We start from the raw sequence: 18,053 nt of genomic DNA on the forward strand, positions 1-18,053 counted from the left end.
TACAGCTTTACGAGGATTTTGTCTCCTATATCTCATGCAATATCCGGGTTAGGTATTTTAGTTATTAATGTTTATATAATCTATGTTTAATAAAGTAGCAAAAATAATAAACTACAAAAGTTCCTACCACGGCAAAAATAGAAAATAAAAAGTCATTACCTTCAACTAATCCATATGGCGTGCTGGAAGATAAAGCACCGGCATATACTCCTACCGCATACATGGAAAAATATGAAAATATTGCGGTTCGGAGATCATATGCTTTAAACTTATCTAATAATATTAATAAATTGCAGATAAAAATCGAGCATAGGCAAATACCGACTAGGATTATAAGTAATATATTCCAGCTTTGGTTCATCCCATATAGAGGTAATAAAATAAAACATCCTAAAAGTATTAATATTAACAGTAGGTTAGCAAAATATTTGTTAGCTTTATTTAGTATATAAGACATTGGTATTATAGAAAAAAATATAGCTTTGAATATGTAAGCAAATATAATGTTTGAGCTTATTAATGCTAATTCTTGTTTAAGAGCAAAAGCTTCATAATACCATAATGTGTCAAAAGCAACGTAAGCTACTATAAAACCCGTCAATAATTGTAATTCTATATTTTTTATTAATAAGGAAAATTTGGAATTTGATTCTAAATTGTGAGGAGTTTTATTAGTATGTAATAATTCCGTTAAAATATTGATGCAGTAAAGTAAGGCACAAATTACCATCGTATAAGGATTAGGCTTTAATAAGGGTTTTAGAAAAGATACGGCAATATGTCCACCTGCCCAAAAAAAAATGATAAGGGATAAAAAAAGATATTTTTTATCATTCGCTGATTCAATAATATGCATTATTACAGCGGTAAAGTAGGCAAATGCCGCACCGTTCATTACGACAAGACTAATTTCAATTATAGTATAATTATTAAATATAATAAGATTTATTATATTAATTATAACTATAAATGAGCTAGTAATTATGATTTTCTTATTGCTTAATTTATTAATTAATTGGGTCAAAGAAAAGGCGGCTATTATAAAACCGAGAAGTCTAGTTTGAGCGAGGTGTTCTAATTGTTCCCCGTTTAAACCTTTAATTAGTAAAAAAGGTTTAAGTATATAAAAGTAAGTACTATTAATACAAGAGAAAAAAAATATTCCCAGCAGAGAGAAAAAAATTGTTTTATAATCGACTTTTAAAGGCATAAATAATTGTTTGCTAAACACAAATACATGGTATATAAATTATGGTCAAGAATATGGTTATCCTTGCCTTCAGATTATATAGCTCATAATTAAATTTAATATAATTTATTTCCCCTAAATCTATATTTTACTGTTATCTATATTTTATGATTGTTTAATAAATTCATATACTTACATGCATATTATGTTAAAGTATTACATTTGATTTGTATATAACTTTATTAAAATCATATAAAGATTTTAAAAATACATGTAATGTAACTACATATTTAATTTTACTGTAAATATAAATAAATATAAAAATTTTAATAAATAATAATATGAGGATATAGCAGGTAGCTGTTCTTTATTATATAAAAATTCAAACCGAAATAGGGCAATAATAAACTTATAGATTGTTACTATTTTGTGTTTAAGTCATAGTGAGCAAAATTAATGAGTAAAAAAATTATAATTGACGCTAATTTTCCTAATGAAACGAGAGTGGCATTATTAGGACATAGCGACAATATAGAAGATATTGAATATGAAACGTCAATAAAACAACAAAATAAAGGTAATATTTATTTAGCAAAAATAACACGAGTAGAGCCGTCTTTGCAAGCCGCTTTTATAGAGTACGGTATGGATAAAAGCGGATTTTTACCTTTTAGTGAAATCCACCCTAATTATTATAATTTACCTCAGACGGAGAAAAATTTCCCCGTTAATGAATTTCCGGAAATAATATCGCACGATATTGTTTTAGAGGAAGGCGATGAAATCCCTTTAACGGCTTCTTACGACCCTTTAATGGATAGTGAAGAAATTGATTTAAAAGTTATAGAAGAATTAGTCGACAATAAATTCCAGTCGGAATTTAATTTAGAGGCGGCTGACGATGTCGAAATTATTACTAATATTAAAGAAGAAAACACGCCTCATAAACAGTATAAAATTCAGGAAGTAATAAGAAAAAACCAAATATTATTAGTCCAAGTCACCAAAGAAGAAAGAGGTAATAAATGTGCCTCTTTTACCACTTACATATCGCTTGCCGGAAAATATTGTGTTCTAATGCCTAATAAATCCGCTCAAAACGGTGTATCACGAAAAATATCTAATGCTGACGAGAGGAAGAGACTTAAGAATATTATTAGTAAAATAATAAATAACGAGAATGCTAAAAATATCTCTAGCGTCATTGTTCGCACTGCAGGTAAGGGGTGTACTACTCTTGACTTAAAGAAAGATTATAATTATTTAGTGAAATTGTGGAATAAAATTCGCAAAACTACTACTAAATTTCCGGCTCCCTGTTTTATACATGCAGAAGATAGTATAATTCGTAAAACTATCAGGGATATGTGTGATCACAGCGTCAAAGAGGTCATAATCCAAGGGAAAGATGCTTATGTGGCTGCCACACGATTTATGCAAGATATTTTACCTTCGGAACTTGTAAAGCTTAAAGAGCATAAAAATAAAATACCGATTTTTACTAAATTTCAAGTTGAAGAGCAATTGTCCAAACTTTATCAACCGGTTGTTACTTTACCTTCCGGTGGATATATCGTAATTAATCCAACCGAAGCACTTATCTCTATCGACGTAAATTCCGGTAAATCAACTTCTGAAAAAAATATAGAAGAAACGGCATTAAAGACTAATTTAGAAGCAGCAAAAGAAGTAGCAAGGCAAGTTAAGCTTAGAGATTTATCGGGCTTGCTAGTCGTAGATTTTATCGATATGAGTGAGCTTAGAAACCGTAAAATCATAGAGCGATCTTTTAAAGAGTTTTTAAGTCGTGATCGTGCTCGTATACAAACCAGTCATATTAGTCAATTCGGTTTGCTTGAATTTTCTAGACAAAGATTGCGTTCCTCTTTCTTGGAAGCTAATTCGGCAATTTGTTCTCATTGTAACGGTAAGGGGATAGTACGTGCCGATGAATCCAATGCCATGTTAATTTTACGGACGGTAGAAGACGAAATTTGTGAGGAAAACGTTGATATAGTAAATATTTTTGCAAATATTTCTTCAATAATTTATCTGCTTAATAGCAAACGCCGAGAAATTAAATTTATTGAAGAAAAATATAATATAAAACTTAATTTTTATTCCGATCCTAATGCTACCTCGGATAATTATTCTATTGAAAAAATAAAATTGCTTAAAAAAAATAATGTCAACGAAGCAATAAGTAAACCGATGATCCAAAATGATAGTGCTGATTATCATGAAGCTAACAATCATGAAGGAGTCGGGCAAAGGAAAGAGGCACTACGCAAAGGTAAACAGAAATGGAAAACTAATAATAATGAATCGGTAGCTTCTGAAGAATTAAAAAATAAAGATGCGGAAGCGGTAAAAACTCTACAAGAACCTGTTACCAATGATGTTGAAGACGTACCACCGGTAAATAATCCCAAGGGAGATGAAAGTTATACGGCACCTGATGATAATAAAGCAATAGAGGGAGTTGAGGCAAAAGTGATGCCGAAACGTAAATATCGCAATAGAAGAAATTATAAGCGTTCGTCTGCCGGTAATTTAAATAAAGATACTTCTAAAGAAAATAGTGAGCAACCGCCGATAACTTAAAGATATTGTTGATATTATTCCTAGCTGCGGCGAGCGTTGTTGCATGGATCGAAAAAAGTGCTGTATGTCATTCCTGCGAAAGCAGGAATCCAGAAAAAACACTTAAAATAAGTAAAATTATATAGAAATTTACTATATAATTCGCTTAAATATTCTCTGGATTCCCGCTTTCGCGGGAATGACATCGAAAATTCGAGCCATGCAACAATGCCTATTTCAGGTGGGAATTACATCTTCCGTATAACTTAGTCAATAATTATGTCCAAAGCGTTAGTTACAAAATGGTTATTCCTATGTTGTATTATGGTAATATTCATGGTTCTTATCGGCGGGGTAACCAGGCTTACGGGATCGGGGTTATCAATTGTTGAATGGCAACCTATAACCGGTATTGTCCCCCCTCTAAATGCTTGGCAGTGGCAAATAGAATTTGCTAAATATCAAACATTTCCTGAATATCATATTCGTTACGGTATGACTTTGTCGGAATTTAAATTTATTTACTGGCTGGAATTTATTCATCGTTTAGCCGGAAGAGTTGCAGGTTTAATATATCTCCTACCTTTAATATATTTTTATTTGAAAAGAGAAATTAAAAGATACGCAATTGTACCCTATATCTCTGTATTAATATTGTTTTGTATACAAGGTTTTATGGGATGGTATATGGTTAAAAGCGGATTAATTAATAATCCAAGCGTTAGCCATTTTAGGTTAGCATTTCATTTAATTATTGCCGTTATTATTTATCATTTACTTTTTTATCAATTAATAAAAAATAGCTTTGATATTCTCTTAATTTCTCCGCAAATAAATTTAAAAATACCGTTATTCTTTTGTTTAGCTGCTATTGCTATAGTTTATGGACAAATTTTCTTGGGCGGCTTAGTTGCCGGTTTGCACGGCGGGCTTGTATATAATAGCTTTCCGTTGATGGGTGATAGTTTTGTTCCTCTGGAGATAAAAAATAATTTTGCTAATATAAATAATTGGTACGATCCGGTTTTTGTCCAATTTATACATAGGTTAGGGGCTTATAGCGTATTTATTATTGTATCGTTCCTTATAGTGAGTTTATTAAAAATTCGGCATCCAAAATTAAATAAAGTAGCTTACTGTTTAATTATTGCTTTGCTAATACAAATGCTAACCGGCATTTTGACTATTTTATACGCTGTTCCACTTATAATTGCTCTTATGCATCAAATTTTTGCCGTAATTCTATTGTCTACTATAATATGGTGTTATTTTTTAATTAAAAATACTTAGCTTGAAATGTCATTCCTGCGAGGCATTAGCATTGTTGCATGACTCTAATTTTCGATGTCATTCCCGCGAAAGCGGGAATCCAGAGAATATTTAAGCAAATTATATAGTAAATTTTTATATAATTTTACTTATTTTAAGTGTTTTTTCTGGATTCCTGCTTTCGCAGGAATGACATAAAGAGCGTGCTTATTGATCCACGCAGGCAATGCTGAGTTAGTAAGGAACTTGAAGAGTTTTATTTAAAATGATTATTAAAGTAGATACAACTATTCCCTGTAGGCTAGACAAATATCTAAGGCGTTTATACCCTAGACTTACGCAAGGAATTATTGAGCGAGCTTTAAGGCAAAAGCAAATAATGGTTAACGGTCATAAAGTAGAGGCAAATTTAAGAGTAAAGGAAGATGATGAAATTTTTATAAACGACAAATTAAATTTACCGCAAGAAGAAACCTTGGAAGTAATATTTTCCGATTCAGTAATTAAATTGGCAAGCAAAATTACTAAAGATTATTTAATCTATGAAAATGAGCATTTTATAGCGATTAATAAGCCTGCCGGGCTTGCAACGCAAGGGGGGACTAAAATCAACCTTTCTATCGATGACGCATTGAAGTATTTAAACTATAAATTAGTGCATAGGTTAGATAAGGAAACAAGCGGTTTATTATTAGTTGCTAAAAATTATGAAAGCAGTGTAAAGCTCGTAAATGCTTTTAAAGAAAAGCTAATTGCAAAAACTTATATTGCCGTGGTTTTCGGTAGACCTCTTGAAGACTCGGGAGAGATTCGTGGGTTAATAGGAAAGAAAAGAGACGGAGCGTATGAAATTGTTGATGTCGATAATGAAAACGGCAAACTCGCAATTACTTATTATAAATTATTAAAACCTCTTAATAACAACTTATCGTTAATAGAATTTACACCGATTACCGGCAGAATGCATCAGTTAAGATTTCATGCGAAATTGTTAAATTGTCCGATAGTCGGCGATACTAAATATGGTTCTGCACAATCTTCTTCATATTCTAAACATATGCTACTTCATGCAAGCAAGATAGTTTTACATGAAAAAATATTCGGTGAAGAAATTACTTTAGAGGTAAAATTGCCGAATTATTTTTTTAATATCAAATAAAACCTTTAACTTCATATTTTTTAGAAGATTTTACTTTACATGTATATATTATTAATCCGAAGTAGAAGAAAGTACATTTTTTATAAGGAGTGATTGTGACACGTAAATATTTTTTGTTATTTATTTTTCTGTTAATTGATAATGTAGATAGTTTTGCAGATATGCAGGAAAGGATTATAGTTGCTGAAAAAGATTACTTAGCCAACAGGTTTCTGAATGCAGTCTTTAGGTTTGAGAATGATGAAAAGATTTTAATAACAGGAGCTAAGGGAATTTTTTCTTTAAGCGGTGATCAATTAAAGACTAATGAAGTAATGCCTGTTTCTTCAGGCATAAAACCGATCACGGCTGCAGGGATTTTAAGGCTGCAAGATAAAGGATTATTAAATGTTAACGATAAAATTTATCAATATCTTGATGCCGATATTTGGCAAGGCGTTATACCTGATTGGGCGTATAAAATATCAATTCATAATTTACTAACTCATACTAGCGGTCTTGCCGAGTATTTTGGGTTTGTTAAGCTAGATTTTGATATGTCTCAGAAAGAGGCTAATAAAAAAATAATACAATATGTTACTACAAAGCCTTTAGAAGTACAGATAGGTAAAAAATATAATTATAGTCATACTAATTTTATTGTACTCGGCATGATTATTGAAAAAGTAAGCGGTCAAAATCTAGCTGATTTCTTTCGAGATGAATTTTTTAATCCTCTGCATATGAAATCTACAAAACTTGCTTCGTTTTATGAAGCTATCGGAATTCAAAGAAATGATGTTAGTGCGAATTATCCCATTAGGTATTTTATTGAACCTACTAACAATAAACCTATATTTTCTTTAGCTAATGCTGATTTTGTTGCTCGTCCTTATGCGGATGTGGGGATCGTCTCTAACACTTTTGATCTTATTAAATGGTATAAAGCTCTGAATCAAGGAAAAATTCTTTCTAAAAAATCATATAAACTTATGACTACCAAATACTTTCTAGCGGACGAAGATAATGGGCATATGATGTGGCTATAGTATTCCGGACAGTTAGTATGAGACAATATTAACAGAAAGGAAATACAGTATGACAAAAACAAAAATGTATTCTAGTGAATTTAAAGAATCAGCAGTTAAATTGGCAACTGAATCGAAGCGACCTGTTATTCAGACTGCAAAAGAATTAGGTATCAGTAAGAATACTTTATATAGTTGGATAGATAAATATTCTAAACAATTTGAAGAATCAATAACAAGAACAGATGAACATCTGTATGATGAATTAAAAAGATTAAAGAAAGAGCTGGTGATAGTAACACAGGAGCGTGATATACTAAAAAAGGCTGCAGCGTACTTTGCAAAAGAGTCCCTGTAAGGTATGCATGGATAAAGAAGCATCAAGATGATTTCTCAATTGCAATTATGTGCAAATGTATGAAGGTATCACGTAGCGGTTATTATGAGTGGTTAAATAACCCTGGATGCAATAGGGATAAAGAAAATAGAGAATTAACCTGTAAGGTTAGAGCTATTTTTCAGGAAGGTAGACGAAATTATGGATCTAGACCCATTAAAAAGGCTTTGTTGAGGCAAGGCATAATTGTTAGTCGTAGGAGAATTACAAGACTAATGAATGAAGCTGGCTTAGTATGTAAAACTAAGTATAAATTTAAAGCAACTACTGATTCTAAGCATAATAAGCAAGTTGCTCCTAATTTATTGGATAGACAGTTTAAAGTTTCTAATGTTAATTGTTATTGGGTTGGTGATATCACCTATATCCCAACTGGAGAAGGATGGTTATATTTAGCAACAGTTATTGATCTATTTTCTAGAAAAGTAATAGGCTGGTCAATGAATAGTAATATGAAAGCTGATTTAGTTAATAATGCTTTGCTAATGGCAATATGGCAACGTAAACCACCTAAAAAGCTTATTTGGCATACTGATAGAGGTAGCCAATATTGTTCTGATAGTCATTTAAAACTTATAAAACAACATGGTATTATACAGAGTATGAGTCGTAAAGGAAATTGCTGGGATAATGCTGTTGCTGAAAGCTTTTTTCATACTATAAAAACAGAATTAATTTATCAACATAAATTTAAAACTAGGGAGGAAGCAAAACATGCTATATTTGAATATATAGAGGTATTTTATAATCGTATAAGAATGCATTCTGCTAACGATTATCTATCACCAGTACAATACGAAAAAATACAAAAATGTGCGTAAAAAACTGTCCGGAAAACTGTTGACAGATCACCTAGAGTAAGAGGGGATGACAAGCAAAAAGCAGCTAGATGCATTAATTATCGTCATTTAATTAATAGCTTGGTACGTAAACCCGGAGCTTTTCGCTATTCTATTCTGCGGGATGACATACTACCAACTCCTATATATAAAAAAATTTGGTTGCTAATTGATCAACATTGTACACCACGTCAGGCTAATAAATTGATGGTAGGTATTTTAAAGCTTGCAGCAGATTATAACTGTGAGCAACAATTAGGAGAATTTGTTGTGTCATCCCTAATTAAAGGTAAGGTTCCTTGTTTAGGAACGTTACAAAACCGATATCAACCTTGTATGAAGTTAGTACCTCCTCCTGTAGAAATTAAGCAACATTCACTACAAACATATAATCATCTTTTGCCTTCATTTTTAGTAAGAGAGGTTAGCCATGCATAATGCTACAGCACTACCTATACTTTTAAAAGAGTTACGTCTACCTACTATACTTGAATTATGGCAATCGATTTTACAAAAAGCAGAGCATGAGGGATGGGATTATACTAAGTTTTTATCTATCCTTTTTGAATATGAAGTAGAAGCTCGTCAGAGGAAAAAGATTCAAACTTATTTAAGAAAAGCTCATCTACCGGTAGGTAAATCTTTAGCTACTTTTGATTTTAGTCAGGTTCAAACTTTAAATAAAGCAAAAGTAGATGACCTAGCTTGTAATATTAGTTGGGTTAAGCGAGCCGAAAATTTATTAGTTTTTGGTCCATCCGGGGTAGGAAAAAGTCATTTAGTTGCTGCACTAGGGTATGCATTGGTAGAAAAAAATATCAGAGTACTCTTTACTTCCCCCACTAAGCTTGTTCAAAATCTGCAAGCCTCTCGTCGAGATTGTCGCCTTCCGGCAGAACTTGCTAAACTTGATAAATATGATGTTATTATCCTTGATGATATAGGATATGTACGTAAGGATGAAGCTGAAACGCATGTTTTGTTCGAACTGATTGCTCAGCGATATGAATCAGGGAGTCTTATTGTTACATCTAATCAGCCTTTTAGTGAATGGGATAGTATTTTTGCTACAAACTCTATGACTGTAGCAGCTATCGATAGGCTAATTCATCATTCTACGATTCTAGAAATTAATTCTGAAAGTTATAGGAAAAAACATGCTCTTAAACAAACTTAATACTTACAGAAAAACAATTATAAAATCAAGTATGACACAAATTTAACGTTGTTATATCTAGAATTTAAACTTAAGTAAATATTCCAATATTATAAAGCATTAACAAAAAGGAGGCTTATTTATGCAAACTTATCCACCCTCTTACCGGCAAAGTTAGCTGTCATCCCCAGGCAATAAATTTTGTCGTTGCATACTCTTGAAGTGTATAATAAAGCAATTGAAGTTGATCCTAATGATTTTAAAATTTATCTTAATAAAGGAGCTGTTTTAATTGGTCTTGGAGAATATGAACTTGCAGTTAATTCATATGATAAAGTAATTGAATTAAACCCTACATACTCTGGAGCCTATTCTAATAAGGGGGTAGTGTTAGAAAACTTAGGTAAATATGAGCTTGCACTTGAATCTTATAATAAAGCCGTACAACTTAATCCTACAGATGCTACTTATTATATCAACCAAGGATCACTATTAGGAAAGCTTGGTAAATACGAGCTTGCACTGAAATCACATAATAAAGCAATAGAGTTAGACCCTAATAATCCTATAGCTTATAGTGATAAAGGACGTACATTATATAGTTTAGATAAATACGAGTTAGCACTTGAGTCTTATAATAAAGCCATACAACTTGATCCTATAGATACTACTAATTATATTATGCAAGGATCATTATTAGGAAAGCTTGGTAAATATGAACTTGCACTGAAATCATTTAATAAAGCAATAGAATTAGACCCTAATAATCCTACACCTCATATTGATAAGGGTGTTACATTATTTAATTGGAAAAAATATAACTTAGCCCTCGAATCATTTAATAAAGCGTTAGCCCGGATATTGCATGAAGTGAGATTTAAAGTAAGAAATTGAGTAATTTATAATATTAGCAATGATACTTTTGTAAAAATTTTGCCAAAAAGTGCTTTGAAGCCGTTATTTTCAAATTTTAGATGTAATGCCCCTTACCCCATTTTTTCTAAGCACCGGGAACAGTGCTAATCTAGGTTATTCTAATGCTAATTTCTTCATCACATGATTCCATACCTGTCGGTAAGGATATGATGAAGATAACAAAAACTTAATACGCCTAGTATTACGGATAATTACTACCCCAATTTTTAATAATTTTAAACGTATTGTACCTATTTGTGCTTTTGCTAATGCACTACCTTGTAATAAATTACCTCTGATATATTCTACTAAAGTGTATGCAAGACCCGATAAAATCATTCTGAGCTGATTAGCCCACCATCTATGACAAGAAGTACGATCTGCAAATAATTCTAGTTGTTGCTCTTTTATACGGTTTTCCATATCACCACGACCACAGTAAACTTTGTCGTATAAATCTTCAGGTTTATCTGATAAATTAGTTACTATATACCTTGGATTTTCTCCAAGCATTGTCATTTCTGCCTTACCAATTATTCTACGTTCATGACTCCAACTACCAGCCTTATATGGAAACTCACTAAAAAGACGTTGCTTTTCTTGGGTTATAATAAATGCTGCTTTTGACTTCTCCATTGTAGGTTTCAGTAACTCATTTAGTCTGTTATTTTGGGGCATTCCTACAATATATTTTATATTATGAATATCACACCAATCAAACATCTGATGACGACAAAATCCACTATCACCACGAAAAATAATCTTTACCTCTGGCCAAGCTTGGCGAAAACGTTTTACTAACAATGATAATATTGCCCAAGAATGTTTTGCTTGATCCTGCTTTGACGTCCTAAGATAACTAACTAACAGATGCTTTCCACAAAAAACATACAAAGGTAAAAAGCAATTATGACCGTAATAACCATGATAAAACTTACCTTCCTGTTGCCCATGAATTTCATCATCCGTAGCATCAAAATCAAGTATTAGCTGCTTTGGTACTATTTTATGAGACTTAATAAATTTATCAAGCATTAGTTCATGCACTTTAATTGCAAAGTGTCTATCAGCATTGTTTTCTATACGACATAAGGTAGAACTACTTGCCATATCATCAATTGTTTCCATAGCTGTTTGCATAGCAGGACATTTTCGTAGATAATTGTGGTCATTTAAATCTTCATAACCTAATGCAATACCATAAATTCGTTGCCTCAGCATTGTTGCCATATTATGGGTAATTTTACTACCATCTCGTCTATCAGGAAATATTTTAGCAAGCTCCTCTGTTATACCAAGCCTTTTATCTGCTTCTCTTAATAACAACACACCTCCATCGCTACTAATATCACCTCCAGTGAAATTTATCTCTATTGTCCGATTTTTTACTTTGGAAAACTGGTAACTATATGCTATACAATTTGTCATGACAAAATCCTTTGTATTATTCTAATGAAATACCAGTATTATACAGCTTTACGAGGATTTTGTCTCCTATATCTCATGCAATATCCGGGTTAGAATTGGATCCTGATAATCCAGATGCAAGTACTAGAAAACAATTACTATTAGATATGCAGAAATAATCTTTACACTAAAAAGATTTTTAATGTAAATCATGAGCGTATAATAGTGTTTTATGAGTCAATCATAAATTTTGTGTAAGTATCTAAAATTCATTTTCTAATAATTCATATTTAAAATCTCCGCAAAGTATCTCAAATTGATTTAAAGCAAGGGACCATTCTCTAATGGGCATGGTCCATTTTTTTGCAGCATTTTTTAGGGCCAGAAAGACGATTTTTGTAATAGATTTATCATCTGGAAAAACTCCCTTATTTTTGATAATTTTACGGATTTGACGATTTACCGATTCAATCGTATTAGTAGTATAGATGACCCTTCTAATTTCTTCCGGAAAGGCAAAAAAAGGCACTATTCCAGTCCAATTACGTTTCCATATATCAGAAATAACCGGATATTTGCTATCCCATTTTTTAGCAAACTCTTCTAATGCTAAATTTGCCATGCTCTCATTATTTGCTGTATAGATTTGTTTTAAGTCAGACGTTACTTCTTTAAGATCTTTATAAGAAACATATTTTACAGAATTACGAACCATATGCACGATACAAAGCTGTACTATAGTATTTGGAAATATACTGTTTATGGCATCTCTAAAGCCTTTAAGCCCATCAATACATGCTACATAAATTTGTTCTATACCTCGATTTTTTAGCTCGGTTACAACTTGCATCCAAAATTTTGCACCTTCATTTTTGCTAATCCAAATACCAAGCAACTCTTTCTTACCTTCTGTATTAACTGCAATAGCAAGGTAAACAGCTTTATTTATAACCATATTATTATCTCTTGCTTTTACCATTATACAGTCTAAATAAACAATCGGATATATCCTATCTAATGCTCGAGCTTGCCATCTTATTACATCTTCCATTACTCCATCGGTAATAGTAGAGATGAGCTCCTTAGAAACTTCAGTGTGGTAGATTTCTTCTAAATGTGCTTGTATCTCACTCATGGTCATACCTCGAGCGTAGAGAGAAATAACCGTATCATCAAATCCGGAAAACCTTCTAACTCCTTTAGGGATTAGTTGCGGTTCAAACTCACTATCTCTATCACGTGGTACATCAATTACTATTTTTTGACCGCTCTCGTCTATTATTGTTTTTTCTGTTGTACCATTCCTACGATTGCTATCTATCTTCGCTACTTTACTATGCCTAGAATATCCTAATTCATGATTTAGTTCACTTTCCAATATTCTTTCTACTAGACGCTTCTTTAGTTGCTGAAACAGTCCATCTTTACCAAATAGCTCAGAAGGATTAGCTTGCGATAATAGCTCTTCTACTAGTTCATTATTTATATTTGTTTTTGCTGTCTCTTGTTCTAATTTTTTAGCCATAATTTCCTTTGGTTAAGTTGTTATTTTTTACAGTAATTCTTTATCTGCTTTTTTTCAACTTACACAAATTATATGACTGACTCGTCTTACCGAAAAGTTAGTAGCATATTGCAAACCGATGAACCTGCTACTATTAGACCAATCCGCCGCTTTTGTTAGGCTATCGCCGATCCTCCACCTAGCAACATTCTCGACGTTATCAAACGTCCAATTTGTTTCAAGCCTAGTAAAAATATTATAGTCTCGTTTAAAATTCTTTTGTGGTTTAAAACTGGAATTAACAGGTGCACTTCGCATAACAAAACTATTACTCAATGTTCCATATTCACAGAAATAATTTAACTCTTGGAAGCCGGCTAAAGATTTGGAGTGGGAGGTATCCGTTAATATTAAGTCATAATTTAGAAATGCTCCGCTTATCTGCTTACCGGAAATTTCTTTCTCTGGCATCTCTATAGCATTAAATTGTTGAAGTTTCATTTGACTAGGAGGAAATTTGATTTCTAAAGCTAAAGTTTCTTCATCTAAATGATAATTTACTCCTTGAAGTAAATTTAAATTAACATAACGTATATCGTGTAAATCTATGCTAGCACTTTCTAAATATTCATCTTTAATATTAAAGGCCTTCAGATCATCTAAAGGGACTAACATATGGTTTGCGTTATTCTTTACTACTATAGAAAAATTCTCAGAGTCAATGTAATTAACCTTTAACGTTACTATTAATGCTCCATTTTCTGTACTATTTTCTATATTATCATCAGCAAAGCTAGTAGTTATTAGTAAGATAATGCTTGCAATTAATAATATCTTAATACGAAAAACCATCTTAAGAAATTGTTGATTTATTATCATTCCCACAATCTCTTTGCCATTCCGGTAATGATGATGGGCGTCAACGCTTGTCGTGCCGTGGCTTGACCGACAGCCCGCATGGCTCGAATTTTTTATGTCATTCCCGCGAAGGCGGGAATCCAGAGAATATTTAAGCGGATTATATAGTAAATTTTTATATAATTTTGCTTATTGTAAGTGTTTTTTCTGGATTCCCGCCTTCGCGGGAATGACATATAGCACTTTTTTAGAACCACACAACAACCTTCCCATACAGGCAGGAATGACATCCTAATTTATAGTTACCGGTACTCTAAACTCTACTACAAACTGAACTTGAGATTGTACGTCTAGCTGCCTATGTGCTAGCTCCTTTACTGCAATGCGGTAAGCGTCCGGTTCTCTGCTGTAACTCATTTTATTAGTTAAAGCAATACGTATCAATTGAGTTCTTCCGGCACCGATTCTAAACATTACGGGTGTTGCCATCAAATCCTTTGTTTCCTTTAAGACTTCTTTACCTTTGATATATTCTACTTTATAAAGTACTAATTGAAAACTCTTTGGTCCATCGTTATCATTTCTTAAGTTAATATTAGCTACCCTATTATCTTTATTTATCGTCAGTTTTACCGGAGCGATAGTAAAAACCGCTTGAGCAACAGAGGAATTAAGGCAGATTAATATCACAGTTAATAGGGCGTAAAATTGTTTTTTCATATTATGTAATCTCTATTCTAAAATTATGGAAATGTTACCGTTACGGTTATTGTATCTGTATAAGTAGAATCAACAACTGCAGTATTCTGACCTGAAGGAATCCTACCATATACTATTATCCCTTGAGTAGTACCATCTCCTGTACCTGCTACCGTATCAGTGCCTATTATATTTCCCCAGTTAGCAGTCCTACCAAAATCAGAGTAAAGAAAATAGTTTAGGGTATTTGTTGTCGGCGTTCCTCTCATTTTGCGGCTTGAGGTTGTACCTCCGGATAAGCCGGCATCTAAAGCAATCTTATATGTTGTGCCGGCTGTACACGTTACGTTAATAGTTGTTATTTGATCTGAATTAGCCGTATATACATAGCTACCAAAGTTAAGAGCATTTGCTGAAATGCTGCAAGCGTCAAGGATAGTAGCAGTAACCTGAAAAGTGGTATTAGTAGTAGCTGCCGTAATATTCCCTGAAACAATCAATATATTTAATATCATAAAGTTAACACGCTTAAAACACCTCTTAAGATATTTCTTCATAAATTCATAAATAAATAATTGTTAATTAAAAAGCAGCAATTTTTGTAACGTAAACTGACTTTGATATTTTAGTAAATTTAAGTTATTTAGTTAACTTAATCTTAAATAGTTTGAGGATTTTAAAAAAGCTTTTCAATGATATAAACTATCATACCGGTCTATATCACTTGAATATTAATAAAGTGATGATATTTTAAACACAAAGTGCGGTAAATTTATGGCATTGCTGCATGGTGTAAGAAATGATCCGTCATTGTAAGCAATTGGAGGCGTTGTTGCGTGGCTCAAATTTTCCATGTCATTCCCGCGAAGGCGGGAATCCAGAAAATATTTAAGCGAATTATATAGTAAATTTTTATATAATTTTACTTATTTTAAGTGTTTTTTCTGGATTCCTGCTTTCGCAGGAATGACATATAGCACTTTTTTCAAGACGTGCAACAAGACCTCGTTTTTACGCAAACCACATAGGAAGCTTTAAGAACGGCATAAATTACGCAAAAAGATTCTTTTTGAGAAAGTTTTTTCGATTTTACTTGAATTAGTGGAAGTTATTTGCTATGAATTTCCTTGGATAGGTGGCCGAGCGGTTTAAGGCACTAGTCTTGAAAACTGGCGTACGGGCAACCGTACCGTGGGTTCGAATCCCACCCTATCCGCGCCTATATTCCACGCAATTCATTATTTTATAGAAGTTTCGAAAAAGCTATAGCTTAATAATATTTTGATATATAGCGTTTAATATCCTTTTTTAGATACCTCGTTAAAATTGCTGAATTACACTTGTTACTACGCCCCAAATATAAGTACCTTCTTCTATTTTAGTAGGTAAAAAATCCTTATTCTCCGGCACTAAATATGCTTCATTATTTATTATCTTCAAGCGTTTAACTGTAAATTCATTATTAATAACGGCAATGACTATTTTATTATTAGTCGGCTTTATTGATTTATCGACTATTAACAAATCATTTTCTTTAATACCGGCATCTAGCATAGAATCACCGGTCACCTGAACAAAAAAAGTTGCTTTCGGATGTTTAATTAAATGACTATTTAAATCAAGGCTATTACTCATATACCCATCCACCGGCGAAGGAAAACCTGCTTGGACTTTTGTTTCATATAGAGGTAATTCACAAATCTTTTCAACGGAACATTGTGAAATTTTTGCTACCTTCATTATAACCTATAAATATAGTTAACCATAAAGTTAATTATAATTCATCTTCAGATTTAAATCAAGTAAGAGTTTTAACTTTAAAAATAGATTTTAAAACTCAATTTAGTTGAATTCTTTTACTTTCAATAACTTTAGTCAATTTTCAAGAAAAGTAGGTATTATTAAATCATAGCCAGCTTAATAAGCAATTTGCTTTTAAAAATACAAAAACAAATAGGTTGAAACTAAAATAAATAAATTAGTTGAAATTAAAATAAATTTTACTACTATAGGTACTTAATTTATTAAACTAATTAAAATAATGCTCAACCAAATGAATATTTTATGCCCTCTGCTACTTAGCGTTTTTATCTTTATAATTGTAATGGGTGCTATAAAATTATGGCGATATGAAAAAATTTTAAAGGAAAAAGACTTAAAAGTAATCCAGTTTTATTTAGATAAAAAATTTCTTCATAACCAACTTACTAAAAATTTTGAATTTCCTCCATCACAAAATTATATTTTGTCATTTTTAGAAAATATTAAATTTTACTTTAAACTAGATGATATTAGAATAATATCACAAGAAGAATTGGCAGAAGATAAGGAATTAAGTTTTTTATTCAAACAAGAATTAGAGGATTCAATATCTTCCTTTTTAGCGAGCACTAAAAAAGAGATAACAGCTTTTCAAGTATTGAATGCGGAAACAAATACGGATAAACCTAATTCTTCTCATCAGCTATATGTGTATTTATCTAAGGATAAAATAAATCAACCTAATTTAAAAAATCTTATTTACGTAAAAGCTCCTTATATTTTTAATAAAGATGAGCGTGAAACTATGGATATTTATCTTCACTTAGCTAAAATTCTTTTCGAATAAGTATGAAATATGATAGAAGATAGGGTAAGAAATAATAAGAATGGAATTTTTAGACATTAGGCTCTGCGAACAAAATTTAAATTACTCTATTTTAGTTCTTTTTAACTGCAAATTATAAGATTTTTTGAAAATGGATGCTGAAAACAATATGACCACTATCATTTATCTAATAGGAAAACCAGGCACGGGGAAATATACCATTGCTAAGTATCTCGCTAAACAAGGTTATATTATTTGCGATAATCAGTTAATTAATAATCCTGTTTTTGCGTTGCTTAAGTATGACGGTTTTAAAAATATACCGGAATCTGCTTGGCACATAATTAAAAAAATCCGTGACAATATTTTTGTATGCAACGACAAAATTTATTGCCTGGGGATGACAGCTAACTTTGCCGGTAAGAGGGTGGATAAGTTTGCATAAATAAGCCTCCTTTTTGTTAATGCTTTATAATATTGGAAT

At 31.9% G+C, this 18,053-nt stretch carries 16 protein-coding genes, 1 tRNA gene and 1 pseudogene; 11 read left to right on the top strand and 7 right to left on the bottom strand.

Features of this window, described 5'->3' with window-relative positions:
* Window positions 1-64: 64 nt before the first annotated feature.
* A complete protein-coding gene (locus tag AAGD48_RS04480; RefSeq protein ID WP_341790595.1) occupies window positions 65-1,210 on the bottom strand; it encodes an MFS transporter in 1,146 nt (381 codons plus the stop codon).
* A gap of 435 nt (window positions 1,211-1,645) precedes the next feature.
* On the opposite strand from AAGD48_RS04480, the gene AAGD48_RS04485 reads away from it, so the two are divergent.
* The 8 genes and pseudogenes from AAGD48_RS04485 to AAGD48_RS04520 all read left to right on the top strand — a co-directional run bounded on the left by AAGD48_RS04485 (window position 1,646) and on the right by AAGD48_RS04520 (window position 10,493).
* Entirely contained in the window at window positions 1,646-3,793 is a 2,148-nt protein-coding gene (locus tag AAGD48_RS04485; RefSeq protein WP_341790596.1) for an Rne/Rng family ribonuclease, read from the top strand.
* Between the two features lie 258 nt (window positions 3,794-4,051).
* Entirely contained in the window at window positions 4,052-5,062 is a 1,011-nt protein-coding gene (locus AAGD48_RS04490) for a COX15/CtaA family protein (protein WP_341790597.1), read from the top strand.
* A 244-nt stretch (window positions 5,063-5,306) separates the two neighbouring features.
* Window positions 5,307-6,200, top strand: coding sequence for an RluA family pseudouridine synthase (locus AAGD48_RS04495; protein WP_341790598.1), 894 nt, complete (start codon window positions 5,307-5,309; stop codon window positions 6,198-6,200).
* A 95-nt stretch (window positions 6,201-6,295) separates the two neighbouring features.
* Window positions 6,296-7,225: pseudogene (locus tag AAGD48_RS04500) on the top strand (serine hydrolase domain-containing protein); the annotation flags it as partial.
* 52 nt (window positions 7,226-7,277) lie between these two features.
* Window positions 7,278-8,425 (top strand): IS3 family transposase gene (locus AAGD48_RS04505; RefSeq protein WP_410526007.1). Its coding sequence is split into 2 segments (ribosomal slippage): window positions 7,278-7,524 and window positions 7,524-8,425, totalling 1,149 coding nucleotides; the frame shifts between segments, so codons are not numbered across the junction.
* 99 nt (window positions 8,426-8,524) lie between these two features.
* The gene (locus tag AAGD48_RS04510; RefSeq protein ID WP_341789734.1) at window positions 8,525-8,881 is read left to right on the top strand and encodes a hypothetical protein; all 357 of its coding nucleotides are present in this window, start codon (window positions 8,525-8,527) and stop codon (window positions 8,879-8,881) included.
* Window positions 8,874-9,620, top strand: coding sequence for an IS21-like element helper ATPase IstB (gene istB, locus AAGD48_RS04515; protein ID WP_341789733.1), 747 nt, complete (start codon window positions 8,874-8,876; stop codon window positions 9,618-9,620). The genes AAGD48_RS04510 and istB overlap by 8 nt, the downstream gene beginning before the upstream one ends.
* Window positions 9,621-9,800: 180 nt before the next feature.
* The gene (locus tag AAGD48_RS04520; protein WP_341790599.1) at window positions 9,801-10,493 is read left to right on the top strand and encodes a tetratricopeptide repeat protein; all 693 of its coding nucleotides are present in this window, start codon (window positions 9,801-9,803) and stop codon (window positions 10,491-10,493) included.
* 135 nt (window positions 10,494-10,628) lie between these two features.
* Here AAGD48_RS04520 and AAGD48_RS04525 read toward each other — a convergent pair whose 3' ends face one another.
* The 5 genes from AAGD48_RS04525 to AAGD48_RS04545 form a co-directional block, all read right to left on the bottom strand.
* Window positions 10,629-11,942, bottom strand: a complete 1,314-nt coding sequence (locus AAGD48_RS04525) for an IS1380 family transposase (protein WP_341789277.1) — start codon at window positions 11,940-11,942, stop codon at window positions 10,629-10,631.
* A 241-nt stretch (window positions 11,943-12,183) separates the two neighbouring features.
* Window positions 12,184-13,446 carry an IS256 family transposase gene (locus tag AAGD48_RS04530; RefSeq protein WP_341790305.1) on the bottom strand — a complete coding sequence of 421 codons (1,263 nt, stop codon included), beginning with the start codon at window positions 13,444-13,446 and terminating at the stop codon, window positions 12,184-12,186.
* A gap of 54 nt (window positions 13,447-13,500) precedes the next feature.
* A complete protein-coding gene (locus AAGD48_RS04535; RefSeq protein ID WP_341790600.1) occupies window positions 13,501-14,304 on the bottom strand; it encodes a hypothetical protein in 804 nt (267 codons plus the stop codon).
* Window positions 14,305-14,574: 270 nt separating this feature from the next.
* Window positions 14,575-15,003, bottom strand: a complete 429-nt coding sequence (locus tag AAGD48_RS04540) for a molecular chaperone (RefSeq protein ID WP_341790601.1) — start codon at window positions 15,001-15,003, stop codon at window positions 14,575-14,577.
* 23 nt (window positions 15,004-15,026) lie between these two features.
* On the bottom strand, window positions 15,027-15,497 hold the full coding sequence (locus AAGD48_RS04545) for a spore coat U domain-containing protein (RefSeq protein WP_341790602.1): 471 nt from the start codon (window positions 15,495-15,497) through the stop codon (window positions 15,027-15,029).
* Window positions 15,498-16,111: 614 nt separating this feature from the next.
* On the opposite strand from AAGD48_RS04545, the gene AAGD48_RS04550 reads away from it, so the two are divergent.
* Window positions 16,112-16,198: transfer RNA gene (locus AAGD48_RS04550), tRNA-Ser, on the top strand.
* A gap of 104 nt (window positions 16,199-16,302) precedes the next feature.
* On the opposite strand, the gene AAGD48_RS04555 is transcribed toward AAGD48_RS04550, so the two are convergent.
* The gene (locus tag AAGD48_RS04555) at window positions 16,303-16,722 is read right to left on the bottom strand and encodes a translesion error-prone DNA polymerase V autoproteolytic subunit (protein WP_341790603.1); all 420 of its coding nucleotides are present in this window, start codon (window positions 16,720-16,722) and stop codon (window positions 16,303-16,305) included.
* A gap of 364 nt (window positions 16,723-17,086) precedes the next feature.
* Between AAGD48_RS04555 and AAGD48_RS04560 the strand changes: the two genes are divergently transcribed.
* A complete protein-coding gene (locus AAGD48_RS04560) occupies window positions 17,087-17,590 on the top strand; it encodes a hypothetical protein (RefSeq protein WP_341790604.1) in 504 nt (167 codons plus the stop codon).
* A 124-nt stretch (window positions 17,591-17,714) separates the two neighbouring features.
* Window positions 17,715-18,014 carry a hypothetical protein gene (locus AAGD48_RS04565; RefSeq protein WP_341790605.1) on the top strand — a complete coding sequence of 100 codons (300 nt, stop codon included), beginning with the start codon at window positions 17,715-17,717 and terminating at the stop codon, window positions 18,012-18,014.
* Window positions 18,015-18,053 lie beyond the last annotated feature (39 nt).

It is taken from the genome of Rickettsia endosymbiont of Polydrusus tereticollis (assembly GCF_964026385.1).
GTDB lineage: Bacteria > Pseudomonadota > Alphaproteobacteria > Rickettsiales > Rickettsiaceae > Rickettsia.

What these genes read in the sequence shown, in the direction of transcription:
- AAGD48_RS04480 (WP_341790595.1), bottom strand. Translation starts at nt 1,210, where the DNA reads ATGCCTTTAAAAGTCGATTATAAAACAATTTTTTTCTCTCTGCTGGGA.
- AAGD48_RS04485 (WP_341790596.1), top strand. Translation starts at nt 1,646, where the DNA reads ATGAGTAAAAAAATTATAATTGACGCTAATTTTCCTAATGAAACGAGA.
- AAGD48_RS04490 (WP_341790597.1), top strand. Translation starts at nt 4,052, where the DNA reads ATGTCCAAAGCGTTAGTTACAAAATGGTTATTCCTATGTTGTATTATG.
- AAGD48_RS04495 (WP_341790598.1), top strand. Translation starts at nt 5,307, where the DNA reads ATGATTATTAAAGTAGATACAACTATTCCCTGTAGGCTAGACAAATAT.
- istB (WP_341789733.1), top strand. Translation starts at nt 8,874, where the DNA reads ATGCATAATGCTACAGCACTACCTATACTTTTAAAAGAGTTACGTCTA.
- AAGD48_RS04525 (WP_341789277.1), bottom strand. Translation starts at nt 11,942, where the DNA reads ATGACAAATTGTATAGCATATAGTTACCAGTTTTCCAAAGTAAAAAAT.
- AAGD48_RS04530 (WP_341790305.1), bottom strand. Translation starts at nt 13,446, where the DNA reads ATGGCTAAAAAATTAGAACAAGAGACAGCAAAAACAAATATAAATAAT.
- AAGD48_RS04535 (WP_341790600.1), bottom strand. Translation starts at nt 14,304, where the DNA reads ATGATAATAAATCAACAATTTCTTAAGATGGTTTTTCGTATTAAGATA.
- AAGD48_RS04540 (WP_341790601.1), bottom strand. Translation starts at nt 15,003, where the DNA reads ATGAAAAAACAATTTTACGCCCTATTAACTGTGATATTAATCTGCCTT.
- AAGD48_RS04545 (WP_341790602.1), bottom strand. Translation starts at nt 15,497, where the DNA reads ATGATATTAAATATATTGATTGTTTCAGGGAATATTACGGCAGCTACT.
- AAGD48_RS04555 (WP_341790603.1), bottom strand. Translation starts at nt 16,722, where the DNA reads ATGAAGGTAGCAAAAATTTCACAATGTTCCGTTGAAAAGATTTGTGAA.
- AAGD48_RS04560 (WP_341790604.1), top strand. Translation starts at nt 17,087, where the DNA reads ATGGGTGCTATAAAATTATGGCGATATGAAAAAATTTTAAAGGAAAAA.